The organism is Janthinobacterium sp. OK676, assembly GCF_900103595.1.
GTDB lineage: Bacteria > Pseudomonadota > Gammaproteobacteria > Burkholderiales > Burkholderiaceae_D > Janthinobacterium.
The window spans coordinates 1-21,906 of sequence record NZ_FNHA01000018.1; the positions used below are offsets into that span (position 1 = coordinate 1).

Annotated in this window: 19 protein-coding genes; 11 read left to right on the forward strand and 8 right to left on the reverse strand. The window is 62.1% G+C overall.

Annotated features, from left to right (window positions below; all coding sequences use genetic code 11):
* Positions 1 to 525 precede the first annotated feature (525 nt).
* On the forward strand, positions 526 to 1,905 hold the full coding sequence (locus BLU39_RS26575; protein WP_092719055.1) for a sodium-dependent transporter: 1,380 nt from the start codon (positions 526 to 528) through the stop codon (positions 1,903 to 1,905).
* On the opposite strand, the gene BLU39_RS26580 is transcribed toward BLU39_RS26575, so the two are convergent.
* The 7 genes from BLU39_RS26580 to BLU39_RS26610 form a co-directional block, all read right to left on the reverse strand.
* The gene (locus BLU39_RS26580; protein WP_092719058.1) at positions 1,906 to 2,520 is read right to left on the reverse strand and encodes a M15 family metallopeptidase; all 615 of its coding nucleotides are present in this window, start codon (positions 2,518 to 2,520) and stop codon (positions 1,906 to 1,908) included.
* Positions 2,520 to 3,422, reverse strand: a complete 903-nt coding sequence (locus BLU39_RS26585; protein ID WP_092719061.1) for a LysR family transcriptional regulator — start codon at positions 3,420 to 3,422, stop codon at positions 2,520 to 2,522. The genes BLU39_RS26580 and BLU39_RS26585 overlap by 1 nt, the downstream gene beginning before the upstream one ends.
* An 83-nt stretch (positions 3,423 to 3,505) precedes the next feature.
* Positions 3,506 to 4,306, reverse strand: coding sequence for an N-acetylmuramoyl-L-alanine amidase (locus BLU39_RS26590; protein WP_092719063.1), 801 nt, complete (start codon positions 4,304 to 4,306; stop codon positions 3,506 to 3,508).
* Positions 4,303 to 5,283 (reverse strand): N-acetylglucosamine kinase, encoded by a 981-nt coding sequence (locus tag BLU39_RS26595; RefSeq protein WP_232731250.1) that lies wholly within the window; start codon positions 5,281 to 5,283, stop codon positions 4,303 to 4,305. The genes BLU39_RS26590 and BLU39_RS26595 overlap by 4 nt, the downstream gene beginning before the upstream one ends.
* Positions 5,284 to 5,376: 93 nt before the next feature.
* Positions 5,377 to 7,038, reverse strand: a complete 1,662-nt coding sequence (locus BLU39_RS26600) for a glycoside hydrolase family 10-like protein (protein ID WP_092719068.1) — start codon at positions 7,036 to 7,038, stop codon at positions 5,377 to 5,379.
* 91 nt (positions 7,039 to 7,129) lie between these two features.
* Complete coding sequence (locus tag BLU39_RS26605; protein WP_092719071.1) at positions 7,130 to 8,440, reverse strand: MFS transporter; 1,311 nt, start codon at positions 8,438 to 8,440, stop codon at positions 7,130 to 7,132.
* A gap of 45 nt (positions 8,441 to 8,485) precedes the next feature.
* Positions 8,486 to 9,367, reverse strand: a complete 882-nt coding sequence (locus BLU39_RS26610) for an N-acetylmuramic acid 6-phosphate etherase (protein WP_092719073.1) — start codon at positions 9,365 to 9,367, stop codon at positions 8,486 to 8,488.
* Positions 9,368 to 9,424: 57 nt separating this feature from the next.
* Between BLU39_RS26610 and BLU39_RS26615 the strand changes: the two genes are divergently transcribed.
* Both BLU39_RS26615 and BLU39_RS26620 read left to right on the forward strand, forming a co-directional pair.
* The gene (locus BLU39_RS26615) at positions 9,425 to 10,612 is read left to right on the forward strand and encodes a helix-turn-helix transcriptional regulator (RefSeq protein ID WP_092719076.1); all 1,188 of its coding nucleotides are present in this window, start codon (positions 9,425 to 9,427) and stop codon (positions 10,610 to 10,612) included.
* A gap of 239 nt (positions 10,613 to 10,851) precedes the next feature.
* Positions 10,852 to 11,889, forward strand: a complete 1,038-nt coding sequence (locus BLU39_RS26620; RefSeq protein WP_368087036.1) for a nuclear transport factor 2 family protein — start codon at positions 10,852 to 10,854, stop codon at positions 11,887 to 11,889.
* Positions 11,890 to 11,891: 2 nt separating this feature from the next.
* On the opposite strand, the gene BLU39_RS26625 is transcribed toward BLU39_RS26620, so the two are convergent.
* Positions 11,892 to 12,632 carry a GntR family transcriptional regulator gene (locus BLU39_RS26625; protein ID WP_034752424.1) on the reverse strand — a complete coding sequence of 247 codons (741 nt, stop codon included), beginning with the start codon at positions 12,630 to 12,632 and terminating at the stop codon, positions 11,892 to 11,894.
* Between the two features lie 226 nt (positions 12,633 to 12,858).
* Here BLU39_RS26625 and BLU39_RS26630 point away from each other — a divergent pair, with 226 nt between their 5' ends.
* The 8 genes from BLU39_RS26630 (at position 12,859) to bioD (ending at position 21,891) form a co-directional block, all read left to right on the forward strand.
* Positions 12,859 to 14,193: a serine hydrolase domain-containing protein gene (locus tag BLU39_RS26630; RefSeq protein ID WP_254789073.1), complete on the forward strand. Its 1,335-nt coding sequence runs from the start codon at positions 12,859 to 12,861 to the stop codon at positions 14,191 to 14,193.
* A gap of 81 nt (positions 14,194 to 14,274) precedes the next feature.
* Entirely contained in the window at positions 14,275 to 15,561 is a 1,287-nt protein-coding gene (locus BLU39_RS26635) for a D-amino acid dehydrogenase (protein ID WP_368087035.1), read from the forward strand.
* An 81-nt stretch (positions 15,562 to 15,642) separates the two neighbouring features.
* Positions 15,643 to 16,086, forward strand: coding sequence for a YchJ family protein (locus BLU39_RS26640; RefSeq protein ID WP_092719084.1), 444 nt, complete (start codon positions 15,643 to 15,645; stop codon positions 16,084 to 16,086).
* 40 nt (positions 16,087 to 16,126) lie between these two features.
* Positions 16,127 to 17,749 (forward strand): carboxyl transferase domain-containing protein, encoded by a 1,623-nt coding sequence (locus BLU39_RS26645; protein WP_092719086.1) that lies wholly within the window; start codon positions 16,127 to 16,129, stop codon positions 17,747 to 17,749.
* 13 nt (positions 17,750 to 17,762) lie between these two features.
* Positions 17,763 to 18,551: an enoyl-CoA hydratase/isomerase family protein gene (locus BLU39_RS26650; RefSeq protein WP_092719089.1), complete on the forward strand. Its 789-nt coding sequence runs from the start codon at positions 17,763 to 17,765 to the stop codon at positions 18,549 to 18,551.
* A gap of 32 nt (positions 18,552 to 18,583) precedes the next feature.
* On the forward strand, positions 18,584 to 19,912 hold the full coding sequence (gene bioA, locus BLU39_RS26655) for an adenosylmethionine--8-amino-7-oxononanoate transaminase (RefSeq protein ID WP_092719091.1): 1,329 nt from the start codon (positions 18,584 to 18,586) through the stop codon (positions 19,910 to 19,912).
* Between the two features lies 1 nt (position 19,913).
* Positions 19,914 to 21,110: an 8-amino-7-oxononanoate synthase gene (bioF, locus tag BLU39_RS26660; RefSeq protein ID WP_092719094.1), complete on the forward strand. Its 1,197-nt coding sequence runs from the start codon at positions 19,914 to 19,916 to the stop codon at positions 21,108 to 21,110.
* Entirely contained in the window at positions 21,100 to 21,891 is a 792-nt protein-coding gene (bioD, locus tag BLU39_RS26665; protein ID WP_092719096.1) for a dethiobiotin synthase, read from the forward strand. Before bioF ends, bioD begins: the two co-directional genes overlap by 11 nt.
* Positions 21,892 to 21,906 lie beyond the last annotated feature (15 nt).

The window sequence follows — 21,906 nt, forward strand, 5'->3', positions numbered from 1 at the left end:
TCTGAGCCAGGATCAAACTCTTCAGTTTAATCTCTGTTACTTTGCCGTTTTACCGGCACCGTCATTGCTGACGGGTCGCTCACTCAAAAAACTGACAGGCTACTTCCGAAGAAGTATCCTATTTCATTATTTCTTGTGAACATTTGATATTTTAAGTTAGACGCCAATCCGAAGATTGACGCTGCACTTACATCAAATGCCCACACTTATCGACTGTTAATTGTTAAAGAACTGTATTCGGTACTGCTTATTTACTACTCTCGCGCTATCGACAAAGCGTTGTGTTTGTCAGCTGCGAAGAAGGAAGAGTATGAAGCAATTTGCTACGTCCGTCAACTCCTTCTTTTTTACTACCCAGCCCCTGAAGGCTGTTCCTTTTGTGTCGCAAACTAGTGCGTCTCATTGGGGAGGCGAACTATAGCAAAGCGCCCCGGGAGTAGCAAGGCTTTTCCCGGGTATTTGCGGCCAACTGCTACAATTTCGCCCCCTCAGCGCAAATTCGCGTCCCACCATAGAAGATTCACCATGAAACAACAAGCTCAAGGATCAGGCCTGACCCTGAAACGGGCTGGCTTTACCACTGGCTTCGGCGTACTCGCCGCCACCCTCGGTTCCGCAGTCGGTCTCGGTAACATCTGGAAGTTCCCCTATCTGACAGGCGCCAATGGCGGCGCCGGCTTCCTGCTCATTTATTTACTCGCTACCTTATTAGTGGGACTGCCCGTGATGATCGCGGAAATCACCCTGGGACGCCGGGCCAAGGTCAATCCCATCTCGACCATGGAGCAGCTGGCACCGAAGGGCAAGCCCTGGTGGCTGGTCGGCTTCATCGGCATGATCGCCGCCTTCCTGATCGTCGCGTTCTATTCGGAAGTGGTGGGCTGGGTATTCGCCTATATTGCCAAGGCCATCGATGGCTCCATTCTCAGCAGCGACAAACTGGTGACGGAAGCGGCCTTCGCTTCGCTGATCACCAATCCCCTCCAATCGCTGTTGTGGCAATGGGGCGTGCTGCTGTTTATTGGCGGCATCTTGATGCTGGGCGTAACCAAGGGCATCGAGGCGATCGCCAAGAAACTCATGCCGCTGCTGTTCCTGTTACTCCTACTGCTCTGCGCGGTCAGCCTGTCGCTCGATAAAGCGGGCGAAGGCCTGGCATTCCTGTTCCGTCCCGATTTTTCCAAGTTGACGGCTTCCGTCGTACTGACGGCCATGGGCCTGGCTTTCTTCAAATTGTCCGTCGGCATGGGCACGATGATGACCTACGGCAGCTATTTCCGCGACGACCAGAATATTCCCGTCACGACCTTGCGCGTGATGGCGGCCGACCTCGGTGTATCGATGCTGGCGGGCATTGCCATCTTTCCCGCCGTGTTCACGTTCGGCTTCGCGCCCAGCGCAGGACCATCGCTGGTGTTCATCACCATTCCCGCCGTGTTCTCGCAAATCCCCATGGGGCAAGTCCTGATGGTGGTGTTCTTCATCCTCGCCGCCGTGGCCGCCACAGGGGCGATGCTGTCGCTGATGGAAGTGCCCGTGGTAATTTTCCATGAACGCTTCGGCTGGACCCGCACCAAGGCCACCATCGTGACCATGCTGCTGCTGGCCGTGCTCGGTTCCGTATGCGCGCTGAGCAACAGCACCCTGGCGGACTTCAAGCTGTTTGATTTGAATATGTTTGATCTGTTCGACTTCGTCTCGTCGAATATCTTCTTGCCGGTGGGCGGCATCGCGATTGCCTTGTTTACCGGCTGGGCCTGGGGCAAAGACCATTTCATCGATGCGATCAGCAATCATGGCCAGTTGCAAAATAGAAAGCTGGCGCATGTGCTGCTGTTCCTGCTGCGCTTTGTCTCGCCCGTCTTGATCCTGATCGTGATGCTGAAGGGTCTGAAGGCCTTTTAATCAGAGTACCCGGGTGTAGGTCTGGCGCACCAGCACCCGGTCGCCGCAATCGAAATGCCACCATTCGCTGTTGATGCCGAAGAAACCCGCCTGGAACATGGCGTCACGCAACAATCGGCGATGTTCCACTTGCTCCTGCGTAATTTCTCCCTTCTCCAGCATCACCAGCTCCAGTGCCGGGTGCGAGCGCTCACTCAGATCATCAAAGCCCGTGCCCATATCCAGTTCCTGCCCGTCCGGTCCGACGATGGTGATGTCGAGCGCCATGCCGAACGAGTGGATCGAGCCGCGCGACGGCTCCGCGATATAACCGAGCAACTCCGTTCCCTGCAGCGCATCCCACAGTTGCTGCTGCACCCGCTGCGGGCGCAGGGCGTCAAGTACCAGCAGATGATGATCGGGCCGCCGCTCGGCCAGCCACGCCACGGCTTTCTCCAGCGCCACTGCCGCATCGCGGTGCAGCCAGGCGCAATCGACGGGGCTGTATAAGTCGCGGCCGACAAAATTGTCGGGCGTGGCATAGCGCAAGTCGACGGCGATGCCGGCAATGCTGCTCAGGTGGCGAAATTGCGGATCGCTGCCAACTGCTTCTAATTGCAAACTTGCAACAGACATCAGACTCCTCTTTCCAGGCAATTGCGCGCCGCCACGCCGATGCTGTCGGCCAGGCGCCGCGCGCCATGCGACAGCGGCGAGTGGCTCGCCGTCAATAAATACAGTTGGATCGGTATCGTCGGCGCCCAGGGACGGCGCTGCAGCCGCTCGGGCGAACCGGACGCAGCCGTAAATGGATCGACCACGGCCATGCCGGCGCCCGCTTCCACCAGGGACCGGGCGATTTGATAGGTCTGCACCACGGTGGAAAAAACGGGGTGGATGTCCTGCGCTTCGCAGGCGGCGACCACCAGTTCGCCCAGCGGATCGTTATCCGCATGACCGATCAGCTCGCCGTTCAGGCCATGCGCCGTCAGCGGGGTGCCGCAATCGGCCCCGCGCCAGGTGCCGGCCGGTGCGATCGCCGTCATGACGCCGTGCGCCAGCGGTTCGGCCACGATGCCGGGATGGCGCGGGTCTTGCAGCGACACGGCCAGGTCCGCTTCACCGAGGCGCAAGGTATTGACGATCTCGCCCGTGTGATGGGTGGCCAGCTGGCAACGCGTGTGGGGGAAATCGCGCCGCCACTCCGTCATGGCGAACGGCAAGACGCTGATGGCAATCGTCGGCGTGGACACCAGGCGGATGGTTTCCACCGCATGGCCCTTCAGGCTGGCCGCCAGGCGGCGGATGCCCAATAAATCGCGGTTGAGCTTTTCCGTCTCGACAAACAGGCGATGCGCCTCGGGTTTCGGGTACAGCTTGCCCCGCACGCGCTCGAACAGCGGCATGCCCAGTTGCAACTCGCAATGTTGCAAGACCTTGGTCACGGCCGGTTGCGAGATATGCAGCACTTGCGCGGCGCCGCTGATGGTGCCAACTTGCATGATGGCGTGAAATACTTCGATATGACGCAGCCGCATGAGCTATTCCTTTACCTTGCCGTGGCCGCCTGGGCCGTCAACGTTCAGCATATAAGAAAAAGTCATGGGCTGGAACGGCTATGCTATTTTGCAACAACAGCCGGGGCCGGCGTCGTCAGCACTTCCAGCAGGGCCGCCGTTTCGCCGTCGGGCGTGCCGTCAAACAAGGTGTTGCGGTATTTCATCTGGAAGGCGATCAGCACATTGCGCGTCGCTTCGTCGAAAACGCCCGTATTCGGCGTCGCATAACCGTGCTGGGCCAGCTTTTTCTGGAACCAGACGGCGTCCGGTACTTGCTGCTCAAAAATGATTCGCTGCGCGGCAACGCGGTTCGCATCGGGCCAAACGATCAGGCCCGCATCGGCCAGCTGGCGCCATGGGAACAGCGGGCCCGGGTCCTGCTTGCGCTGCGGGGCGATTTCGTTATGGCCGAGGATATTTTCCGGCGCGATGTTGTAGCGGGCCTGGATATCTTTCAGCAGTGGAATCAGCTCATCGATCTGCGCCTGGGGAAACGGATACCAGAGGCGGCCTTCCGGCGTGTCCTTGTAGCCGGGGTTGACGATCTCGATGCCGATCGAGCTGACATTCAACTGTGTATAAGTCTTCCAGTTACTCACGCCCGCGTGGTTGGCCTGGCGCGATTCGTCGACCAGCACGTAAAACTTCGGCTTGTCCGTGTCCGTCAGCAAATAATGGCTGCTCACTACTTGTTCCGTCAGGATCTTGATCGAGCGTGGCAGGTCGCTGACCGTGTAATGGATGACGATGAATTTGACGCGCGGGCTCTGGCTGCGTGCATTCAAACTGTGGTCGAGGTGCGGCGCGGGCGTGGTACAGGCGGAAAGCAGGGCCACCAGCAGGGCGAGGGCGATTTTTTTCATGAAAGATCCATGTTCGGGTTAATAAAATGTTCAGTGTTGGCCTGTTTCCTGACCGCCGTCTTGACGGCTATCCTGGCCGCCGCGTCATGTGGACGGGCAACTTTCTGTTCCATCGTCAACGATACAGGCAAAGCGGCGCGCATGGCTGACGCGATGGCCGGGTGCAATTGCGCCGCGCGGCCCGCCAGCACCACGGGACGCGGACCATGGCGCGATACCAATGCCAGGGCCAGACGGGCCAGTTCCTGTCCCGCGCGCTGCAAGATGTCCAGCGCCAGCGGGTCGGCATCGGCACTGGCGGCCACGGCCAGCGCCAGCCGGCCGATGGCGCCCCGGTCCTGGCCATACATGAAGGCGCGCGACAGCGACCAGTCACTGCCGCCCAGTTGCGCAAACACGGCCTCGGCCATGGGCGAGGCTTGCCAGCTGCCGGGCGCCTCGTCTTCGCGGCGCCAGATGTGGCGCAAGGCTTCGCGCGCGATCCAGTAGCCGCCGCCGCCATCGTCGAGCAGCACGCCGCGCCCGCCTGCGCGGTGAAAGCCGCCATCCGTGTCGATCCAGGCGGCAATCGAGCCCGTGCCAGCGTAGACCAGGTAACCTTCGCCTGGTTCAAAACTGTCGCGATAGGCGATATCGATATCGTTGCCCAAGCGGACGTCGCCGGCGTCCAGCGCCAGCAAGTCGGCCAGCATGTGCGCCAGCGTCACATCGTCGCCGCCAAAGCCCGTCAAGCCCGCCACCACGGCGCGCGGCTGGCCGATGGCCAGCACAGCCCGAGACAGTTTCGCAAACGTGGCGTGCACGGCTGCGCGGCCCGCATCGCTGCTCATTTGCAAGGCAGACAAGCCTTCCACGGCACCGTCCGCCACAATGGCGCCATCCGCGCCGGCCAAAGCCCAGCGTGTTTGCGTGCCGCCCGCGTCGATGCCCAGCCCGAGCACGGCAGTGTCAGTATTGATTGCAGGGAAGGAAATCATGGCATGAGTGTAAAGCCAAGCGGAGCTTGCAGGCATGAAAGCTTGCGCATGTTTCATGCCTGCAGGTTATGGATTGCCGGTAAACCGGCAAAATTACTTGGTGGCGACTGTAAACGGTGCGCGCACGGTAACGCGGGGGCTTTCATTGCCGAGGCGGTCCACGGCGCTGACCACCACCGCATTGACTTTACCAATGGCATCGTCGACCAGGGTCAGCTCGCCTTGCACGCCCGTAACCACGGTAAAACGCCAGTCTTCGCCGTAGCGGGCCCAGACGGCGTATTGCGCCACGGGCTTGCCGCCGCCCGCCGTCAATTTGAGGTTCAGGCTGCTGGAATCGCGGCGCAACGCCAGCACGGGCGTACCGGGCGCTTCCTTGCCCAGCCACGGCGTGGCGGGAACCAGGGCAGGGCTTTGATACACGGCCGCCTTGAGTTGCTCGCTGACACCCTTGCGATTCTGCATCAGGGGCACCATGCTGAAATGCACTTGTCCATTCGCGCCGGGACGCGTGCGCGTCACTTCGATCTGCTTGATGATCTCTTGCGGCGTGAAGGACTTGGCGGAATTGTCGATGCGGCTCGTATATAAACCCGGCCACACGTGGCGGCCATACGGATTTTGCGCCAGCCAGTAGTCGAGCAGCACGCCAAACGCTTGCGGCGCCTGCGCCACGGGCCAGTACAGCTGCGGCGACAGGTAATCGAGCCAGCCCTTGGCCAGCCACAGTTCCGCGTCCGCATACAATTTATCGTACTGGCTGAAGCCGACGATGCCGGCAGGGCGGCGGTCCGGGCGGCCGATGCCGAACGGGCTGATGCCGAAGCGCACCCAGCTCTTTTCGCGGTGGATGCCTGTATACAAAGCCTCGATCAGCTGGTTGACGTTCTGGCGGCGCCAGGAAGCGCGGTCCAGCTGGCCACCGGCCAGCAGATATTGCTGCCAGGAAGGCTCATCGGGAAACGGCAATTCGCGCTTGGCGCCGCCATTGCCCGCGTCCAGCGCGGCTGTTTCGGCCCCCGCACCGGCGCCGGGCGCGTCGATCGGGTACGGGTAAAAGTAATCGTCGATGTGCACGCCATCGATATCGTAGCGGCGCACCACGTCCAGCACCACGTCCGTCGTGTGCTTGGAGGCGGCGGCGTCGCCCGGGTCCATCCACAGGTAGCGGCCGTATTGTTTGACGGACGCCGGGTTGGTGGAAGCGAAACTGTCGCGCGCCAGCGGCGACTTGGCCGTCGCGTGACGGGCCCGGTAGGGGTTGAACCAGGCATGCAATTCCAGGCCGCGCGCATGCGCTTGTGCCACCCAGAAAGCCAGCGGGTCATACATCGGTAATGGCGGCTGGCCTTGCTTGCCGGTCAGGTATTCCGACCACGGCTCCAGTTGCGATGGGTAAATCGTGTCGGCGCTGGGCCGCACTTGCAGCACAATCGCATTCAGATTCAAGGACTTGGCACGGTCGAGGATGGCCAGCGCTTCCGCTTGCTGCTTGGCGACAGGCAAATTGCTGCGGCTGGGCCAGTCGATATTGGCGACCGTCGAGACCCAGGCGGCGCGGAATTCGCGCGGCGCCGGCGGCGGCACTTCGCCCGTGATGTGCTGCACGGGCGGCACGGCAGGCAAACCCGCTTCGCCCGGTGTCACTGTCGATGGCAGCTTGGTGCTGGTACAGCTGCTGAGCAATGTGGCGGTGGCCAGCGCGGCCAATACGCCGGCGCTGGCGCCCAGGCGTTTTTTGAAAGTAGACAACAAAACAATTCCTTGCAGTGGTGGAGCGCAGGTCTATCGGTGCGGGCATTTTACTGTGCGCCCGCCATCCATGCGGGCGCACGCTTCAAAAGAATCAGGCCTCGGCCTTCTTGCCGAATTCGGGATCGATCTTGACTAGCGCAGCCATGATGAAAGCAGGAATGGTGGCGATGCAGACCCAGATGAAGAAATGCTGGTAACCGAGCATTTGCTGTATCCAGCCGCTGGCCATGCCCGGCAACATCATGCCCAGGGCCATGAAACCCGTGCAGATGGCGTAATGGGCCGTTTTATGCGCGCCATCGGAGACCATGATCATGTACAACATGTAGGAGGCGAAACCGAAGCCATAGCCAAATTGCTCCAGCGCAATGCCACCGGCGATCACATAGATGCTGCTGGGCAAGGCGCTGGCCAGGTAGACGAAGACCAGGTCGGGCAAGTGGACGGACAGCACCATGATCCACAGGCAGCGTTTCAAGCCGAAGCGGGAAATGATGAATCCGCCCAGCAAGCCACCGAGGGTGAGGGCAATCACGCCGATGGTGCCGTAGACGAGGCCCACCTGTTCCGTGCTGAGGCCCAGGCCGCCCTTGGCGACCGGATCGAGCAGGAAGGGCGCGGCCAATTTGAGCAGTTGCGCTTCGCCGAGACGGAACAGCAGCAAGAAGCCCAAGATGACGAAAATATCCTTCTTCTTGAAAAAAGAAGCAAAGGTGGCGACGAATTCTTGCAGCGGAGAAACGCCGGCGCCCTGGATGCTGGAGCGGTCGTCTTTAGGTTTCGGCAAGACAAAATAGTGGTACAGGAAGAGGGTGATGAACAGGCCCGCCAGGATGGCGAACACGACGGACCAGGCCAGCTGCACATTGCCCGTCGCATGCGTCAAATAGCCGGCCAGATACACGAGGCCGCCCTGGCCGGCGATCATGGCCAGGCGATAGAAAGTGCTGCGCACGCCGACGAAGGCTGCCTGCTGATGCTCTTCCAGGCCCAGCATATAAAAGCCGTCGGCGGCAATGTCATGCGTGGCGGAACTGAATGCCATCAGCCAGAAAATGGCCAGGCTGATCTGGAAAAAGTGCGGCAAGGACGTCGTCAGGGCCACCAGCGCCAGCGCGGCGCCGATCACCAGCTGCAAGCCGACGATCCAGAAACGCTTGGTGCGGAACATATCGATGAAAGGCGACCACAGCGGCTTGATCACCCACGGCAAGTACAGCCAACTGGTATACAGCGCGATATCGGTATTACTGAAACCGTAGTTCTTGTACATGATCACGGACAAGGTCATGACCACTACATAGGGGATGCCCTGGCCGAAATACAGGGAAGGGATCCACAGCCACGGCTTATTTGACGGCTTATTCGCGCGCGCCGAAGCGATTTGTTTCACAAGCTCCATACATCCTTCTTTGTCTCCCAGACAGAAGAATGCCGCGCCATCGGATCACGCCGCCAGTGCCGCCCGCACACTGCCGTCCGCGCCGGCCAACAATGCCTGTGCCTGGTTTGTGTTGATTTTTTTGATCAAGGCAACAATCGCCACCTTGACGTGATAGTGGCATTGCTCCAGCACGGTCCTGGCCTGCGCCTCGCTGGCGCCGGTGGCATGCATGGTCAGACGCACCGCCCGCCAGATCAGCTTGGCGTTGGTCGGCTTCAAGTCTACCATCAAGTTTCCGTAAGTCTTGTGCAAACCCACCATCAGGGCGCTGGAAATCGTGTTCAGGGTGATTTTTTGCGCCGTGCCCGCTTTCAAGCGCGTGCTGCCGGAAATGACTTCCGTGCCCGTGTCGAGCACGATGCCGCATTGCGCCTCGTGCGCCACGGGGGCATCCACATTGTTGGCGATGCCTATCGTCAAGGCACCCGCCTGGCGCGCGGCCAGCAAGGCGCCCAGCACATATGGCGTGGCGCCAGAAGCGGCCAGCAGGATCACGACATCATTTGTTTGCGGCTGCAAGGCCAGTAAATCCGCCTCGCCTTGCTGCAAATCGTCTTCCGCGCCTTCCACAGCCGTAAACATGGCGCCCGTTCCGCCGGCCAGGATGGCGACGGCCCGCTCGGGCGGCCAGGAAAACGTGGGATGCAATTCAACGCTGTCGAGTACGCCCAGGCGGCCCGACGTGCCCGCGCCCACGTACAGCAGCCGTCCGCCGGCCGCGATGCGGGGCAGGGCGGCCGTGATGGCGGCAGCGATGTCGGGCGACGCCAGCCGCACGGCCTCGACGGCCCAGAACTGGTCATCGACCAGCGCCGCCACCAGTTGCTCCACCGGATACAGGTCCAGATCCGGATGCCGCCGGCTCGGGGTTTCAGTTTTCAACATGATTTCAGAACATGGTTGAAGGTGAAACCAGTTTAATACCAACGAGCAAGATCAGCCATGAAAGGTTGGCGGGCGGGCATAACGGGCGTTTATGGCTGGCGCAGGAACGTGGTGTACCACTTGTACTTCGATACGCTCCCGTTTGTGTCTATACTTGGCTTCGACGCCAATATCAACGACATCCCCATGATCGCTCGCCAATTGCTGTTCCTGTTTAGCGCCCTTGGCGCCATCAACGGCATTTTCCTGGCCGTCTATTTTTTCAGCCGCCGGCCCCGCTGCCTGGCCGACTGCATGCTCGGGGCATTGCTGCTGGCCGTCGGGGTGCGCACCGCCAAATCCGCCTTTCTCTACTTCAACCCGGCGATCGCCATCGAATTCCGCCAGCTGGGCCTGTCGGCCTGCCTGCTGATCGGTCCCTTGACCTATCTCTATGCGCGCGCTTTCCTGGCCGGGCTCGGGCAACAACCTGCCGGACAACAATGGCGCTGGCATCTGGGCTTGTCCTTCCTGCTCATTGGCATTGGCGTTGCCTTTCCGTATTCCGCCTATCGTCCCGTGTGGGACCGTTCGAGCCATGCCATTCATGTGTTCTGGCTAGGCTATCTGCTGGCGACCGCCAGGCTGCTCTGGCAAACCCGCCGTGCATGGTGGAACGACGGACAGCGGATGGCGACCAGCAGCGTGCTCCTCTTGAGCGTCTTCGCAGGCAGCAGTGTCATGCTGGCGGCGTACGCGAGCACGCCGTTCACGTCCTATATCGTCGGCGCCTTGTCGTTCACCTTCTCGCTGCACGTCGCGGTCATGGTCTTTCTGCTGAGAAAAGAAACCTCGACGCCTGCCGAGCCGAAGCCGAAGTACCAGCATAACCGCCTGGCGCACGACGATGCGCTTGCCGTGCTCACTGCCCTGGAACAACAGATGAGCGGGCAAAAATCCTATCTGAACCCGAACCTGACCCTGGCCCAACTGGCCAAGCGGGCGGGACGCACGCAGGCGCAGGTATCGCAGGTACTCAATGACAAGCTGAGCAAGAGTTTCAACACCTACGTCAACGAATACCGTATCGCCGAAGCGAAACAGGTGTTGATGGGCGAACCGCAACTGAACATGGATCTCGTTGCCGAGCGCTGCGGCTTCAATTCCAGTTCCACCTTCTACTCGACCTTCAAGAAAGTGGCTGGGCAGACGCCCGCCAGCTTCCGGGCCCAATCCAGCCAGGCCATCAGGGCCGTTTCCGCGTAAAACCACTCCGGAATCGCCATTCCGGAGTCTGACATCCTGTTTGGCGACATCCATTCCCCTGCATTTGGCTAAATTATCGACCACCAGCGACCTGAAATGGTCGTTGCTCCGATAAACGACATTCTTCATGCAGGGTAAAACCATGATCCAGTTTTTAGTGCGAACGTTACTCGCCTGTTGCTTTTTTTTGCATCACCGCTGTCGGCACCGCCGCCACCGCGGACCAGGACGAACATGCCATTCGGGAAACCGTGCGCTTGTATCTGCATGGCACCAGTTTCAACGTGCAGGACGAGATCAAGCAGGCCTTCGATGCCAACGCCCGCCTTTACCTGGACGGTAAAGACGATGCGCAATGGCAGTTGAGCGGTCCCGAATACGCCAAACTCTTTTCCGATGAGAAAAAAGGGCAATTCAATGGACGCCACGGGCGGCTGATCAAGGTGGAGGTGAGCGGCAAGGTAGCCACCGCCAAGGCAGAGATCCACATTCCCCAGCAAGGGATCCGCTATGTGGATGTCTTTCTGTTGAAAAAGATCGCCGGCAACTGGAAGATCGTCAGCAAGTCGGCCCATCGCGAGCCAGCAGCTGCGCGCCAGGCACGCAAGGTGCTGCTGGTCGTGTCGAATGTGCATCAATATCCCGGCACAAAAATCAACGCCGGCAATAATTTTCCGGAGCTGGCCTATACCTATGATGCCTTTCGCAAAGCAGGGTACGCGGTCGACTTCGTCAGTCCCGAGGGCGGCGCCGTTCCCCTGGAAATGATCGTCACGTCGGACGAGCTGCTGAAGAAGCATCTGTACGACAGTGACTTCATGTGGGCACTGGCCCATACCAGGCCCGTCGCGGAGGTCAGGGCGGACGAGTATGCGGGCATGGCTTTCGTCGGCGGCGGCGCGGCCATCGTCGGCGTCCCGGACAACAAGCCGCTGCAGGACATCGCCTTGCGTATCTACGAACAACAGGGCGGGGTGATCGCGGCCATCTGCCATGGCACCGAGGGCATCAAGAACCTGAAGCTCAGCGACGGTACTTTCCTCATCCAGGGCAAGGTGCTTACCTCGTTCCCCGATGCGTTTCTCAACAGGGAATCGCCGATCTACAAGGCCTATCCCTTTTCGGCGGAAGGCAGCATCAAGGGCCATGGCGGCATATTCAGGCACGGCGCCAACGGCAAGAGCCACGTCGAGGTCGATGGCCGGCTGGTGACCGGCATGAGCTGGGAGTCGTCCGTCGGCGTGGCGGAATCCATGATCCGCCTGATCGAGCAGTAGTTTTATGGCGCGCGGCGCATTTCCGCCACGAAATCGTAATGGTCGCTGCGGCAATAAGAATGCGTGAGTTCCACCGCTTCGCCCGTCTCCAGGTAGGCGATGCGCGTGATGAACAGCACGGCCTGGCCATCGGGGATGCCCAGTTGCTTGGCCAGCACGTCCGTCGCATTCATGGCGCGGATGTGCTGCAAGGCGCGCACGGGGGCCTTCTTGATGCTGCTCAAGTATTCATACAGCGAGTCGCCCATGGCGTCCGGGTCAGGCACCACGCTGAACGGCAGCACGCTCACTTCATACGCCATCACCACATCGTCGGCCAGGCGCAAACGCTCGAGGCGCGCCACTTTCGTGTTCTGCGCCAGGCCCAGGCTCAGCTGTTCATCGCTGCTGGCGATGACGACTTCACGCTTGAGCCAGCGCGAGCCGGGGCGGTAGCCGCGCTGCTGCAGCTGCTCGGAAAAGCTCGACAGGTTCGACAGCGGCTGCTCGATGCGCGGGGCAATATAGTTGCCCGAACCACGGCGGCGCACGACGAGGCCTTGCTCAACGAGCTGGTCGATGGCCTTGCGGGCGGTCACGCGCGATACGTCGAGCAGTTCGGACAGGGTACGTTCAGATGGCAGGGCCTGGTCTACCTGGTAGCGGCCGTTGCGTACGTCATCGCTCAGCTTGCGGGCGATCTGCATATATAAAGGCGAATTGTCATTTAAATCGACCTTGAGTTCTACGCTGGTCTGGCTCATACAGTTCTCCTTGTCCTCCTAGTGTAATAGCGATGGCGCTTGTGCGTAGCCCGTCCACCCATGAATAAATGGAAAATGACCATAAATAACGGTTATACATTTAAAAAAACAATGTTTTACCGTACGTATAGCTTTGCATTATAGATAAATATGCAATTTTCATTGGCGTCGTGAAGCATCCCGCCCTATGCTGGCGATGCCTCCACTACGCCGTGAACAGGGAAACATGCACAATAAAATGACGGGTTTGTTGGGCTTGCTGCTGCTGGGTACGACCTGGAGCGCGCTGGCCGCCCCGCCCGGCAGCGGCAACGGCAAGGAGCAGCAGCGGGCGCTCGACACGGCCCTGGCCGCCATTGCCGATGACCCCGTCCACCCCCTGGCCAGCCTGTCCGTACTGGCCATACGCCACGGCAAAGTGTCGTATCAGCAACAATTTGGCTACCGGCACATCGGCGCCACGCCGGCGGACAGCTTGCCCGTGACGCCAGCCACCCTGTTCCGCATCGCCTCCGTTTCAAAAATGATGACCACCGTGGGGCTGATGCGGCTGGTCGAGCAGGGCAGGTTGAGCCTGGACCAGGACGTGGGCATCTACCTGGGCTTTTCCCTGCGCAACCCGCATTTCCCCCAGCAAGCGCTGACCTTGCGCAGCCTGCTCAGCCACACCTCCTCGCTGCGCGACGCGGGCGGCTATGCATGGGGACCCGAACGCAGCCTGCGCGACGTGTTTACGGCCGGTGGCGACAGCATGTGGGACAAGCAAACGGCGCCGGGCCGCTATTTTACGTACGCCAACCTGAACTGGGGCGTGATCGGCACCGTGATGGAAAAGGTCACGGGCGAGCGCTTCGACCTGCTGATGCGGCGCTTGCTGCTCGATCCCCTCGACGTGCTCGGCGGCTATCACCCGGCCGCATTTTCGGCGGAAGACGTGGCGAACACGGCCACCCTGTACCGCAAGCGCACCCTGGACACGGAAACCTGGCAGCCGCAAGGGCCGTGGATCGCCCAGGCCGACGATTTTCATGCACGCCCGCCGACCGGCCTGGCCAATTATGTGATCGGCAGCAACGCCACCGTCTTCAGCCCCACGGGCGGCTTGCGCATTTCCGCCGCAGGACTGGGCAAGGTCATGCAGATGCTGCTCGACGGCGGCCGCTACCAACATCAGCAGCTATTGCAGCCGGCCAGCATCGCGCTGATGTTTGGCCGGCAATGGCAGCTGGCGCCCGATGCCAGCAATGGCGACAGCGAGCGGGGCCTGTACCGCGCCTGGGGCCTGGGCAACCAGCAGTTCGATGCGGTGACGGGGCAGGGCAACCGTCTGGTCGAGGGTGCCAGCTTCACGGCCGCGGGCCATCTGGGTGACGCGTATGGCCTCGTCTCCGCCTTCGTGCTCGATTTCAAGAACAGGAACGGCATGGTGATGCTGGTGGGCGGCACGGGCAGCGACCCGGAACGGTATCCGGGCACGTATTCCGCCATGGGGCGCAGCGAGGAACGGATACTCACCGCCCTATACCGTGGTGCGATGGACAACAATCCATCCTTGCATTGAAATGGTGCATTCCTGAAAGTTATGGCTGCACCATGATGTTTCATTGGCTGCGTTGGCGGCCAGCCTCTAAGCTCTTCCCGAATGCTCCCGCACCATGGGAGCGCAACGCAGCGAGGCTACATGCAGCAACAAGTCATCATCATCGGCGGCGGCGTCGTCGGTCTGACATCGGCCTGGTGGCTGGCCGAGGCCGGCTACAGGGTCACCTTACTGGAGCGCAATGAACAAGTGGCGATCGCCGCCAGCTACCGCAATGGCGGCCAGCTCAGCTATCGCTATGTGGCGCCCTTGGCGGACGCGGGCGTACCCTTCAAGGCCCTGCAATGGCTGCTGCAGAAAGACGGTCCGCTGCGTTTCCGTCCCGAGGCCGACTGGCGCCAGTGGCGCTGGCTGGCCAGTTTCCTGCGCAATTGCAACAGCGCCAGCAATGCGCGCACGACGGCCAAGCTGCTGCAACTGGGAGAATGGAGCCGCGCCGGCATGGCCCAGCTGGAATTGACGGTGCCGCCGGAAGCGTATGCCCGGCGCGATGCGGGCAAGCTCATCGTCTACCGCTCGCCCGCCATCTTTCAGCGCGCTGTGGCGCGGCCCGAATCGGAAGAGGCACGCATCGTCCTGTCGCCGCAGGAAGCCGTACAGCGCGAACCGGCGCTGGCCGCCTTGCAGGGTTCCCTGGCGGGCGGCATTTTTACGCAGGGCGAAGCGGTGGCCGATTGCCACGCCTTTTGCCTGGCCCTGGAAGCGCGCCTGCTGCAGCATCCGAATTGTTCGCTCATATTAAAAGGCGAGGCGCGCCGCCTCGTCATGCACAAGGGCAGGATCACGGGCGTCGACACCAGCCTGGGCCTGTTGCAAGCGGACCATTACGTGCTGGCGGCAGGCATCCAGAGCCGCGACCTGGCCGCCACGGCGGGCATCTACCTGCCCCTGTACCCGCTGAAGGGCTACAGCCTGACGGCGCCCATCCGCGCCCAGCACCGGGCGCCCGAGATCAGCATCACGGATTTCGAGCGCAAGGTGCTGTATGCGCGCATCGGCAGCGACTTGCGCGTGGCCGCCATGGTCGACATGGTGGGCGCCGACAACAGCATAGCCTGGGGCCGCATCGCCGGCCTGACGCGGCTGGCGCGCGAAGCCATGCCGCACGGCGCCGACTACGACCAGGCCACGGCCTGGGCCGGCCTGCGCCCCGCCACGCCGAACAGCGCGCCGCTGGTGGGCGCCAGCAAAGTTGCGAACTTGTGGCTGAACGTGGGCCACGGCCCGCTGGGCTTTACCTTTGCCGCCGGCACGGCGCGCATCCTGGCCGACCTGATGGCCGGCAAGGCGCCGCCGTTCGCGCTGGACTTCCTCGCGCCTCAAAAATAGGCGAACCGGCGGCTGCGGCGACCGGCGCCGCCGTTATGGCGGATAATTGCGGAACTTTTCAGTTCCCCTATTTGCCAACGCATGCCCACACTCTCGACATCTGCCGCCTGCCCCTGTGGCGGCGCCTCCTACGCCAGCTGCTGCGGCCCGTATATCGCAGGCGAGGCCTTGCCGCCGACGGCCGAAACCCTGATGCGTTCGCGCTACACGGCGTTCACCCTGCGCGACGAGTCGTATCTGCTTGCCACCTGGCATGCCAGCACCCGTCCCACCGATGCTTTATTTGCCGAAGAAGAAAAAGTCCATTGGCTGGGACTTGAGGTAAAATCTGCTTTACGTTTACGTCAACGTAAAGCAACATCAGCAGATCAAGCCGAAGAGATACACCGTGACAGCGTCGAATTCGTGGCCCGCTACAAGGTCAACGGCCGCGCGCACCGCCTGCATGAAGTGAGCCGCTTCGTGCGTGAAGCTGGTGACGGTGGCATGCGCTGGTTTTATCTCGACGGCAGTTTTCCCGAATAGCGCGACCCGAGAGACCGGGCGATAATAAAAAGGAACCGCAATGCCGCACATCGAAAGCAAACTCAATCCGCGCAGTGAAGATTTCAAGGCCAATGCCGCGGCCATGCAAGCCATCGTCGACGATTTGCGCGACAAGGTGGAAAAGATCGCGGCCGGCGGTGGCGAAGCGGCTGCCGCCAAGCACCTGGCGCGCGGCAAGCTGCTGCCGCGCGACAGAGTGCAGATGCTGCTCGATCCCGGCACGCCCTTCCTCGAGTTTTCCCAGATGGCGGCCTACGCCATGTACCAGGACGCCAAGGGCGTCGATGCGGCGCCCGCCGCCGGCATCATCACCGGCATCGGCCGGGTCTCGGGCCAGGAATGCGTCATCGTCTGCAACGACGCCACCGTCAAGGGCGGCACGTATTATCCGATGACGGTGAAAAAACATTTGCGCGCCCAGGAAATCGCCGACCAGAACAACCTGCCGTGCATCTACCTGGTCGACTCGGGCGGCGCCAACCTGCCGAACCAGGACGACGTCTTCCCCGACCGCGACCATTTCGGGCGCATCTTCTACAACCAGGCGAATCTGTCGGCCAAGGGCATTCCGCAAATCGCCGTCGTGATGGGTTCTTGCACGGCCGGCGGCGCCTACGTGCCGGCCATGAGCGACGAATCGATCATCGTCAAGGAGCAAGGCACGATTTTCCTCGGCGGCCCGCCGCTGGTGAAAGCGGCCACCGGTGAAGTGGTGACGGCCGAAGACCTGGGCGGCGGCGACGTGCACACGCGCTTGTCCGGCGTGGTCGACCACCTGGCGCAGAACGATCTGCATGCGCTGTCGCTGGCGCGCACCATCGTCTCGAACCTGAATCGTAAAAAACCGCAGCAGATGGACTTGCGCGCATCGGTCGAACCGAAATACCCGACGCAGGAACTGTATGGCGTGATCCCCGTCGATACGCGCAAACCGTTCGACGTGCGCGAAGTGATCGCGCGCATCGTCGACGGCAGCGATTTCGACGAATTCAAGGCCCGCTACGGCACCACCCTGATCTGCGGCTTTGCGCACATCTATGGCGTCAAGGTGGGCATCATCGCCAACAACGGCATCTTGTTCTCGGAATCGGCGCTGAAAGGCACGCACTTCATTGAATTGTGCTGCCAGCGCAAGATCCCGCTGGTGTTTTTGCAAAATATCACGGGCTTCATGGTGGGCCGCAAATACGAAAACGAGGGCATCGCCCGCAACGGCGCCAAGATGGTGACGGCCGTGGCGACGGCCGCCGTGCCGAAATTCACGGTCATCATCGGCGGCAGCTTCGGCGCCGGCAATTACGGCATGTGCGGCCGCGCGTTTTCCCCGCGTTTCATGTGGATGTGGCCCAATGCGCGCATCTCCGTCATGGGCGGCGACCAGGCCGCTTCCGTGCTGGCGACCGTCAAGCGCGACGGCATCGAGGGCAAGGGCGGGCAGTGGAGCGCGGACGAGGAAGCGGCTTTCAAGCAGCCGATCAAGGATCAATACGAACACCAGGGCCACCCCTACTACGCCACCGCGCGCCTGTGGGACGATGGCGTGATCGACCCGGCCGACACCCGCATGGTGCTGGGCCTGGGCCTGTCGGCGGCGCTCAACGCCGAAATCCCGGACACGAAGTTCGGCGTATTCCGCATGTAAGGGGGAGAAGACCATGGAATTTGAAACCTTAAAGCTGGTCATCGAGGGCAATGTCGCCACCGTGACCCTGAACCGCCCCGACGTGCGCAATGCCTTCAACGAGACGACGATCGCCGAACTGGCGCGCGCCTTCGAGGGCCTGGGACGCAGCGACATGGTGCGCGCCATCGTACTGGCGGCGAATGGCGCGGCCTTCTGCGCCGGCGCGGACCTGAACTGGATGAAGAAGATGGCAGGCTACACGCATGCCGAAAATCAGGCCGACGCGCTGCAGCTGGCGCAGATGCTGCGCACGATTTACCTGTGTCCCAAGCCCGTCGTGGCGAAGATCCAGGGCGACTGTTATGCGGGCGGCATGGGCCTCGTCGCCGCATGCGATATCATTCTGGCTGCGGAAGACGTGCATTTCTGCCTGAGCGAGGTGCGCCTGGGACTGATCCCGGCCACTATTTCACCGTATGTCATCAAGGCCATGGGCGAAAACGCGGCACGCCGCTATTTCCTGACCGCGGAGCGATTCTCCGCCCAGGAAGCGCTACGCATCGGCTTTGCCCACGAGGTAGTCGCAGCGAACGCACTGGACGCGAAAACCTTTGACGTGCTCAAGGCGTTGACGGGCAACAGCCCGCACGCCGTGGCGCAAGCGAAAACGCTGGTGCGCGAGATCGTCGGCCAGCCGGTCGATGACGCGCTGCTGGCGGATACCGCCGAGCGCATCGCGCAGATCCGCGCCTCGGAGCAGGGACGCGAAGGCGTGCAGTCCTTCCTCGACAAGCGCAAGCCGAGTTGGCTCATGGGTTAGCGCATGGTCTAAGAAATATCATTGGAGCAGTTTTGAAAGCAGAAAAACAATCGGGCTGGGTCGAACGCAGTCTGCGCAGCGTGTGGCATCCGTGCACGCAAATGCAGCATCACGAGACTGTACCGCTCATCCCCGTCAGCCATGGCCGCGGCGCCTGGCTGTACGACCACGAAGGCCGACGCTACCTGGACGCCATCAGCTCCTGGTGGGTGAACCTGTTCGGCCATGCGAATCCGCGCATCAATGCGGAACTCAAGGACCAGCTGGACCGCCTGGAACACGCCATGCTGGCCGGCTTCACGCATGAACCGGTGATCGAGCTGTCGGAAAAACTCTCCGCATTAACCGGCGGCGTGCTCGGTCACAGCTTTTACGCGTCCGACGGGGCATCGGCCGTGGAAATCGCTCTGAAGATGAGTTTTCACGCCTGGCGCAACAGCGGCAAGAGCGAGAAACAGGAATTCGTCTGCCTGAAGGGCAGCTACCACGGCGAAACCATCGGCGCCCTGGCCGTCACGGACGTGGCCCTGTTCAAGGATGCCTACGGCCCCCTGCTGCGCGCCACGCAGACGGTGATGTCGCCCGACTTCCGCCAGGCAGCCGAGGGCGAGACCGCCGAGGACGTGGCGCGCCGCGCGGCCGCCGAAGTCGAGCAGCTGTTCCAGCAAAAAGCGGACAAGATCGCCGCCATCATCATCGAGCCGCTGGTGCAGTGCGCCACCGGCATGGCCATGCACGATCCGCTGTATTTGTCCCTGGTGCGCGCCTTGTGCGACCGCTATCAAGTCCATTTGATACTCGATGAAATCGCCGTCGGCTGCGGCCGCACGGGCACCTTCTTTGCGTGCGAGCAGGCCGGCATCTGGCCCGATTTCGTCTGCCTGTCGAAGGGCATCAGCGGCGGCTATCTGCCTTTATCTCTGGTGATGACGCGCGAAGACATCTACCAGGCGTTCTACAGCACCGACGTGCGCCGCGGCTTTTTGCATTCGCATTCGTACACGGGCAACCCGCTGGCCTGCCGCGCCGCGCTGGCGACCTTGTCGATTTTCGAGGAAGACGACGTGCTGGTGGCCAACCGCGCACGCGCCGCCAAGATAACGCGTGCCCTGGCGCAGCTGGCGCAGCACGAGCGCGTAAAACACTTCCGCCAGCAGGGCATGATCTGGGCCTTCGATGCGGTGGACGCGGCACCCGATTTTTCGCGCCGCTTCTTCAGCACGGCGCTGGAACACGAACTGTTGATGCGCCCCATCGGCTCCACCGTCTACCTGATGCCGCCGTACATCCTCGACGACGAGGAAATCGCGGGACTGGGCCAGCAGACCCTGGCCGTCTTCAATCATGTGATCGGAGCCTGAGATGGAACTGATCGCGCGATTACAACAGCAGCTGCAAGGGCTGGAAGAGCGTAGCCTGATCCGCCGCCGCCGCACCGTCGACACGCCGTGCGCGCCGCGCCTGACGGTCGATGGCCGCGAGATGCTGGCCTTTTGCAGCAACGACTACCTGGGCCTGGCCGCGCATCCGCGCATCGTCGCCGCGCTGAAAGAGGGCGCCGACCTGTATGGCGCCGGCAGCGGCGCTTCGCACCTGATCAGTGGTCACAGCCGTGCGCACGCACAGCTGGAAGAACGGCTGGCCGCTTTCGTGGGCGCCAACCTGGAAAACGCCCGCGCCCTGTATTTTTGCACCGGCTACATGGCCAACCTGGCCGTGCTGACGGCCCTGTCGGCGGGCGATGCGGATACCGAGATTTTTTCGGAAGCGCTGAACCACGCCTCGCTGATCGACGGCACGCGCCTGGCCCGCGTCAAGACGCGCGTGTATCCGCATGCCGACCTCGATGCCCTGGCGATCCTGCTGGCGGCCAGCACGGCACAGACGAAAATCGTCGTCACCGACAGCGTCTTCAGCATGGATGGCGACCTGGCGCCGCTGCCCGCGCTGCTGGCCCTGTGCGAACGATATGGCGCCTGGCTGGTGGTCGACGACGCGCACGGCTTCGGCGCGCTGGGAGCCGATGGCCGCGGCGCGCTCGAACACTTCGACCTGCATTCGCCCTACCTCGTATATGTGGGCACGCTGGGCAAATCGGCTGGCGTGGGTGGCGCTTTTGTGTGCGCGCACGAAGCCGTGATCGACACCCTGATCCAGAAGGCGCGCCCCTACATCTTCACGACGGCGGCCCCGCCCGCGCTCGCGCATGCACTGCTGGCCAGCCTGGATATCATCGCCGGGGAAGAAGGAAAACAACGCCGGGCTCACCTGGCCGCGCTGGTGGCGCAATGGAACGAGGGCTTGCAGCTGCGGCGCTGGCAAGCCTTGCCATCGGTGACCGCCATCCAGCCCGTCATCATCGGCGAGAATGCGGACATGCTGGCCGTCGCCGCCCAACTGTACGAACAGGGACTGTGGGTCGGCGCCATCCGCCCGCCCACCGTGCCGGCCGGGTCGGCGCGCCTGCGCGTGACCCTGTCGGCCGGCCACACGGCGCAGGAAGTGGCGCAATTGATCAACGCAGTCAACACCCTGGAAAGGACACGCCATGAGCCTTGATGATCCTATCGTGGCGGACGTGCTGGCGGACCTGGCGCCAGCCGTGCAAACGGCGCCGGCAACCACCGGCCTGCCATCGCGCTTTGCCTGTTTCGTCACCGGCACCGACACGGAAATCGGCAAGACCCTGACGTCGTCGGCCCTGCTGCACGCGCTGGTCGCGCGCGGCGTGCGCGCCTGCGGCATGAAGCCGGTCGCCGCCGGCGCCGAAATGCGCGACGGCGAACTGCATAATGAAGACGCCGACAGCCTGATCGCCGCCGGCAACGTCACCATGCTGCGCAGCCTGACGACGCCATATATGCTGAAGGAACCGGCCGCGCCGCACATCGCCGCCGCGCTCGAAGGCGTGAGCATCGAGTCCGTGCCGATCCTGGCCGCCTACCTGGAAATCGCCGCCGCCTCGGACGCCGTCGTGGTCGAAGGCGTGGGCGGCTTCCGCGTGCCGCTCTCCAGCGATTTCGATTCGGCCGACCTGGCGCAGCAGCTCGATCTGCCCGTGATCCTCGTGGTCGGCATGCGTCTGGGCTGCATCAGCCAGGCTTTGCTGACGGTGGAAGCCGTCGAAGCGCGCGGCTTGACGGTGATCGGCTGGGTCGCCAACACCCTGGAAGTGGAAATGCGCTTCCTCGACGAAAATATCGATGCGCTGATCGAGCGCATCCCGGCGCCGCTACTGGGCAGGGTGCCGCGCCTGGCGCAGCCGAGCGCGGAAGCGGCGGCCGCGTATCTCGATTTCACCGGCTTGCCCAACTGGCCGGCGCAACAGTCGAACACTTAAACCAAACAATTAATC

Coding starts and splice junctions, on each gene's coding strand:
- bioD (WP_092719096.1), top strand. CDS start 21,100: ATGAGCCTTGATGATCCTATCGTGGCGGACGTGCTGGCGGACCTGGCG.
- BLU39_RS26635 (WP_368087035.1), top strand. CDS start 14,275: ATGCTCCCGCACCATGGGAGCGCAACGCAGCGAGGCTACATGCAGCAA.
- BLU39_RS26610 (WP_092719073.1), bottom strand. CDS start 9,367: ATGTTGAAAACTGAAACCCCGAGCCGGCGGCATCCGGATCTGGACCTG.
- BLU39_RS26590 (WP_092719063.1), bottom strand. CDS start 4,306: ATGAAAAAAATCGCCCTCGCCCTGCTGGTGGCCCTGCTTTCCGCCTGT.
- BLU39_RS26585 (WP_092719061.1), bottom strand. CDS start 3,422: ATGCGGCTGCGTCATATCGAAGTATTTCACGCCATCATGCAAGTTGGC.
- BLU39_RS26630 (WP_254789073.1), top strand. CDS start 12,859: ATGCACAATAAAATGACGGGTTTGTTGGGCTTGCTGCTGCTGGGTACG.
- BLU39_RS26625 (WP_034752424.1), bottom strand. CDS start 12,632: ATGAGCCAGACCAGCGTAGAACTCAAGGTCGATTTAAATGACAATTCG.
- BLU39_RS26580 (WP_092719058.1), bottom strand. CDS start 2,520: ATGTCTGTTGCAAGTTTGCAATTAGAAGCAGTTGGCAGCGATCCGCAA.
- BLU39_RS26595 (WP_232731250.1), bottom strand. CDS start 5,283: ATGATTTCCTTCCCTGCAATCAATACTGACACTGCCGTGCTCGGGCTG.
- BLU39_RS26645 (WP_092719086.1), top strand. CDS start 16,127: ATGCCGCACATCGAAAGCAAACTCAATCCGCGCAGTGAAGATTTCAAG.
- BLU39_RS26615 (WP_092719076.1), top strand. CDS start 9,425: ATGAAAGGTTGGCGGGCGGGCATAACGGGCGTTTATGGCTGGCGCAGG.
- bioF (WP_092719094.1), top strand. CDS start 19,914: ATGGAACTGATCGCGCGATTACAACAGCAGCTGCAAGGGCTGGAAGAG.
- BLU39_RS26575 (WP_092719055.1), top strand. CDS start 526: ATGAAACAACAAGCTCAAGGATCAGGCCTGACCCTGAAACGGGCTGGC.
- BLU39_RS26640 (WP_092719084.1), top strand. CDS start 15,643: ATGCCCACACTCTCGACATCTGCCGCCTGCCCCTGTGGCGGCGCCTCC.
- BLU39_RS26650 (WP_092719089.1), top strand. CDS start 17,763: ATGGAATTTGAAACCTTAAAGCTGGTCATCGAGGGCAATGTCGCCACC.
- BLU39_RS26605 (WP_092719071.1), bottom strand. CDS start 8,440: ATGGAGCTTGTGAAACAAATCGCTTCGGCGCGCGCGAATAAGCCGTCA.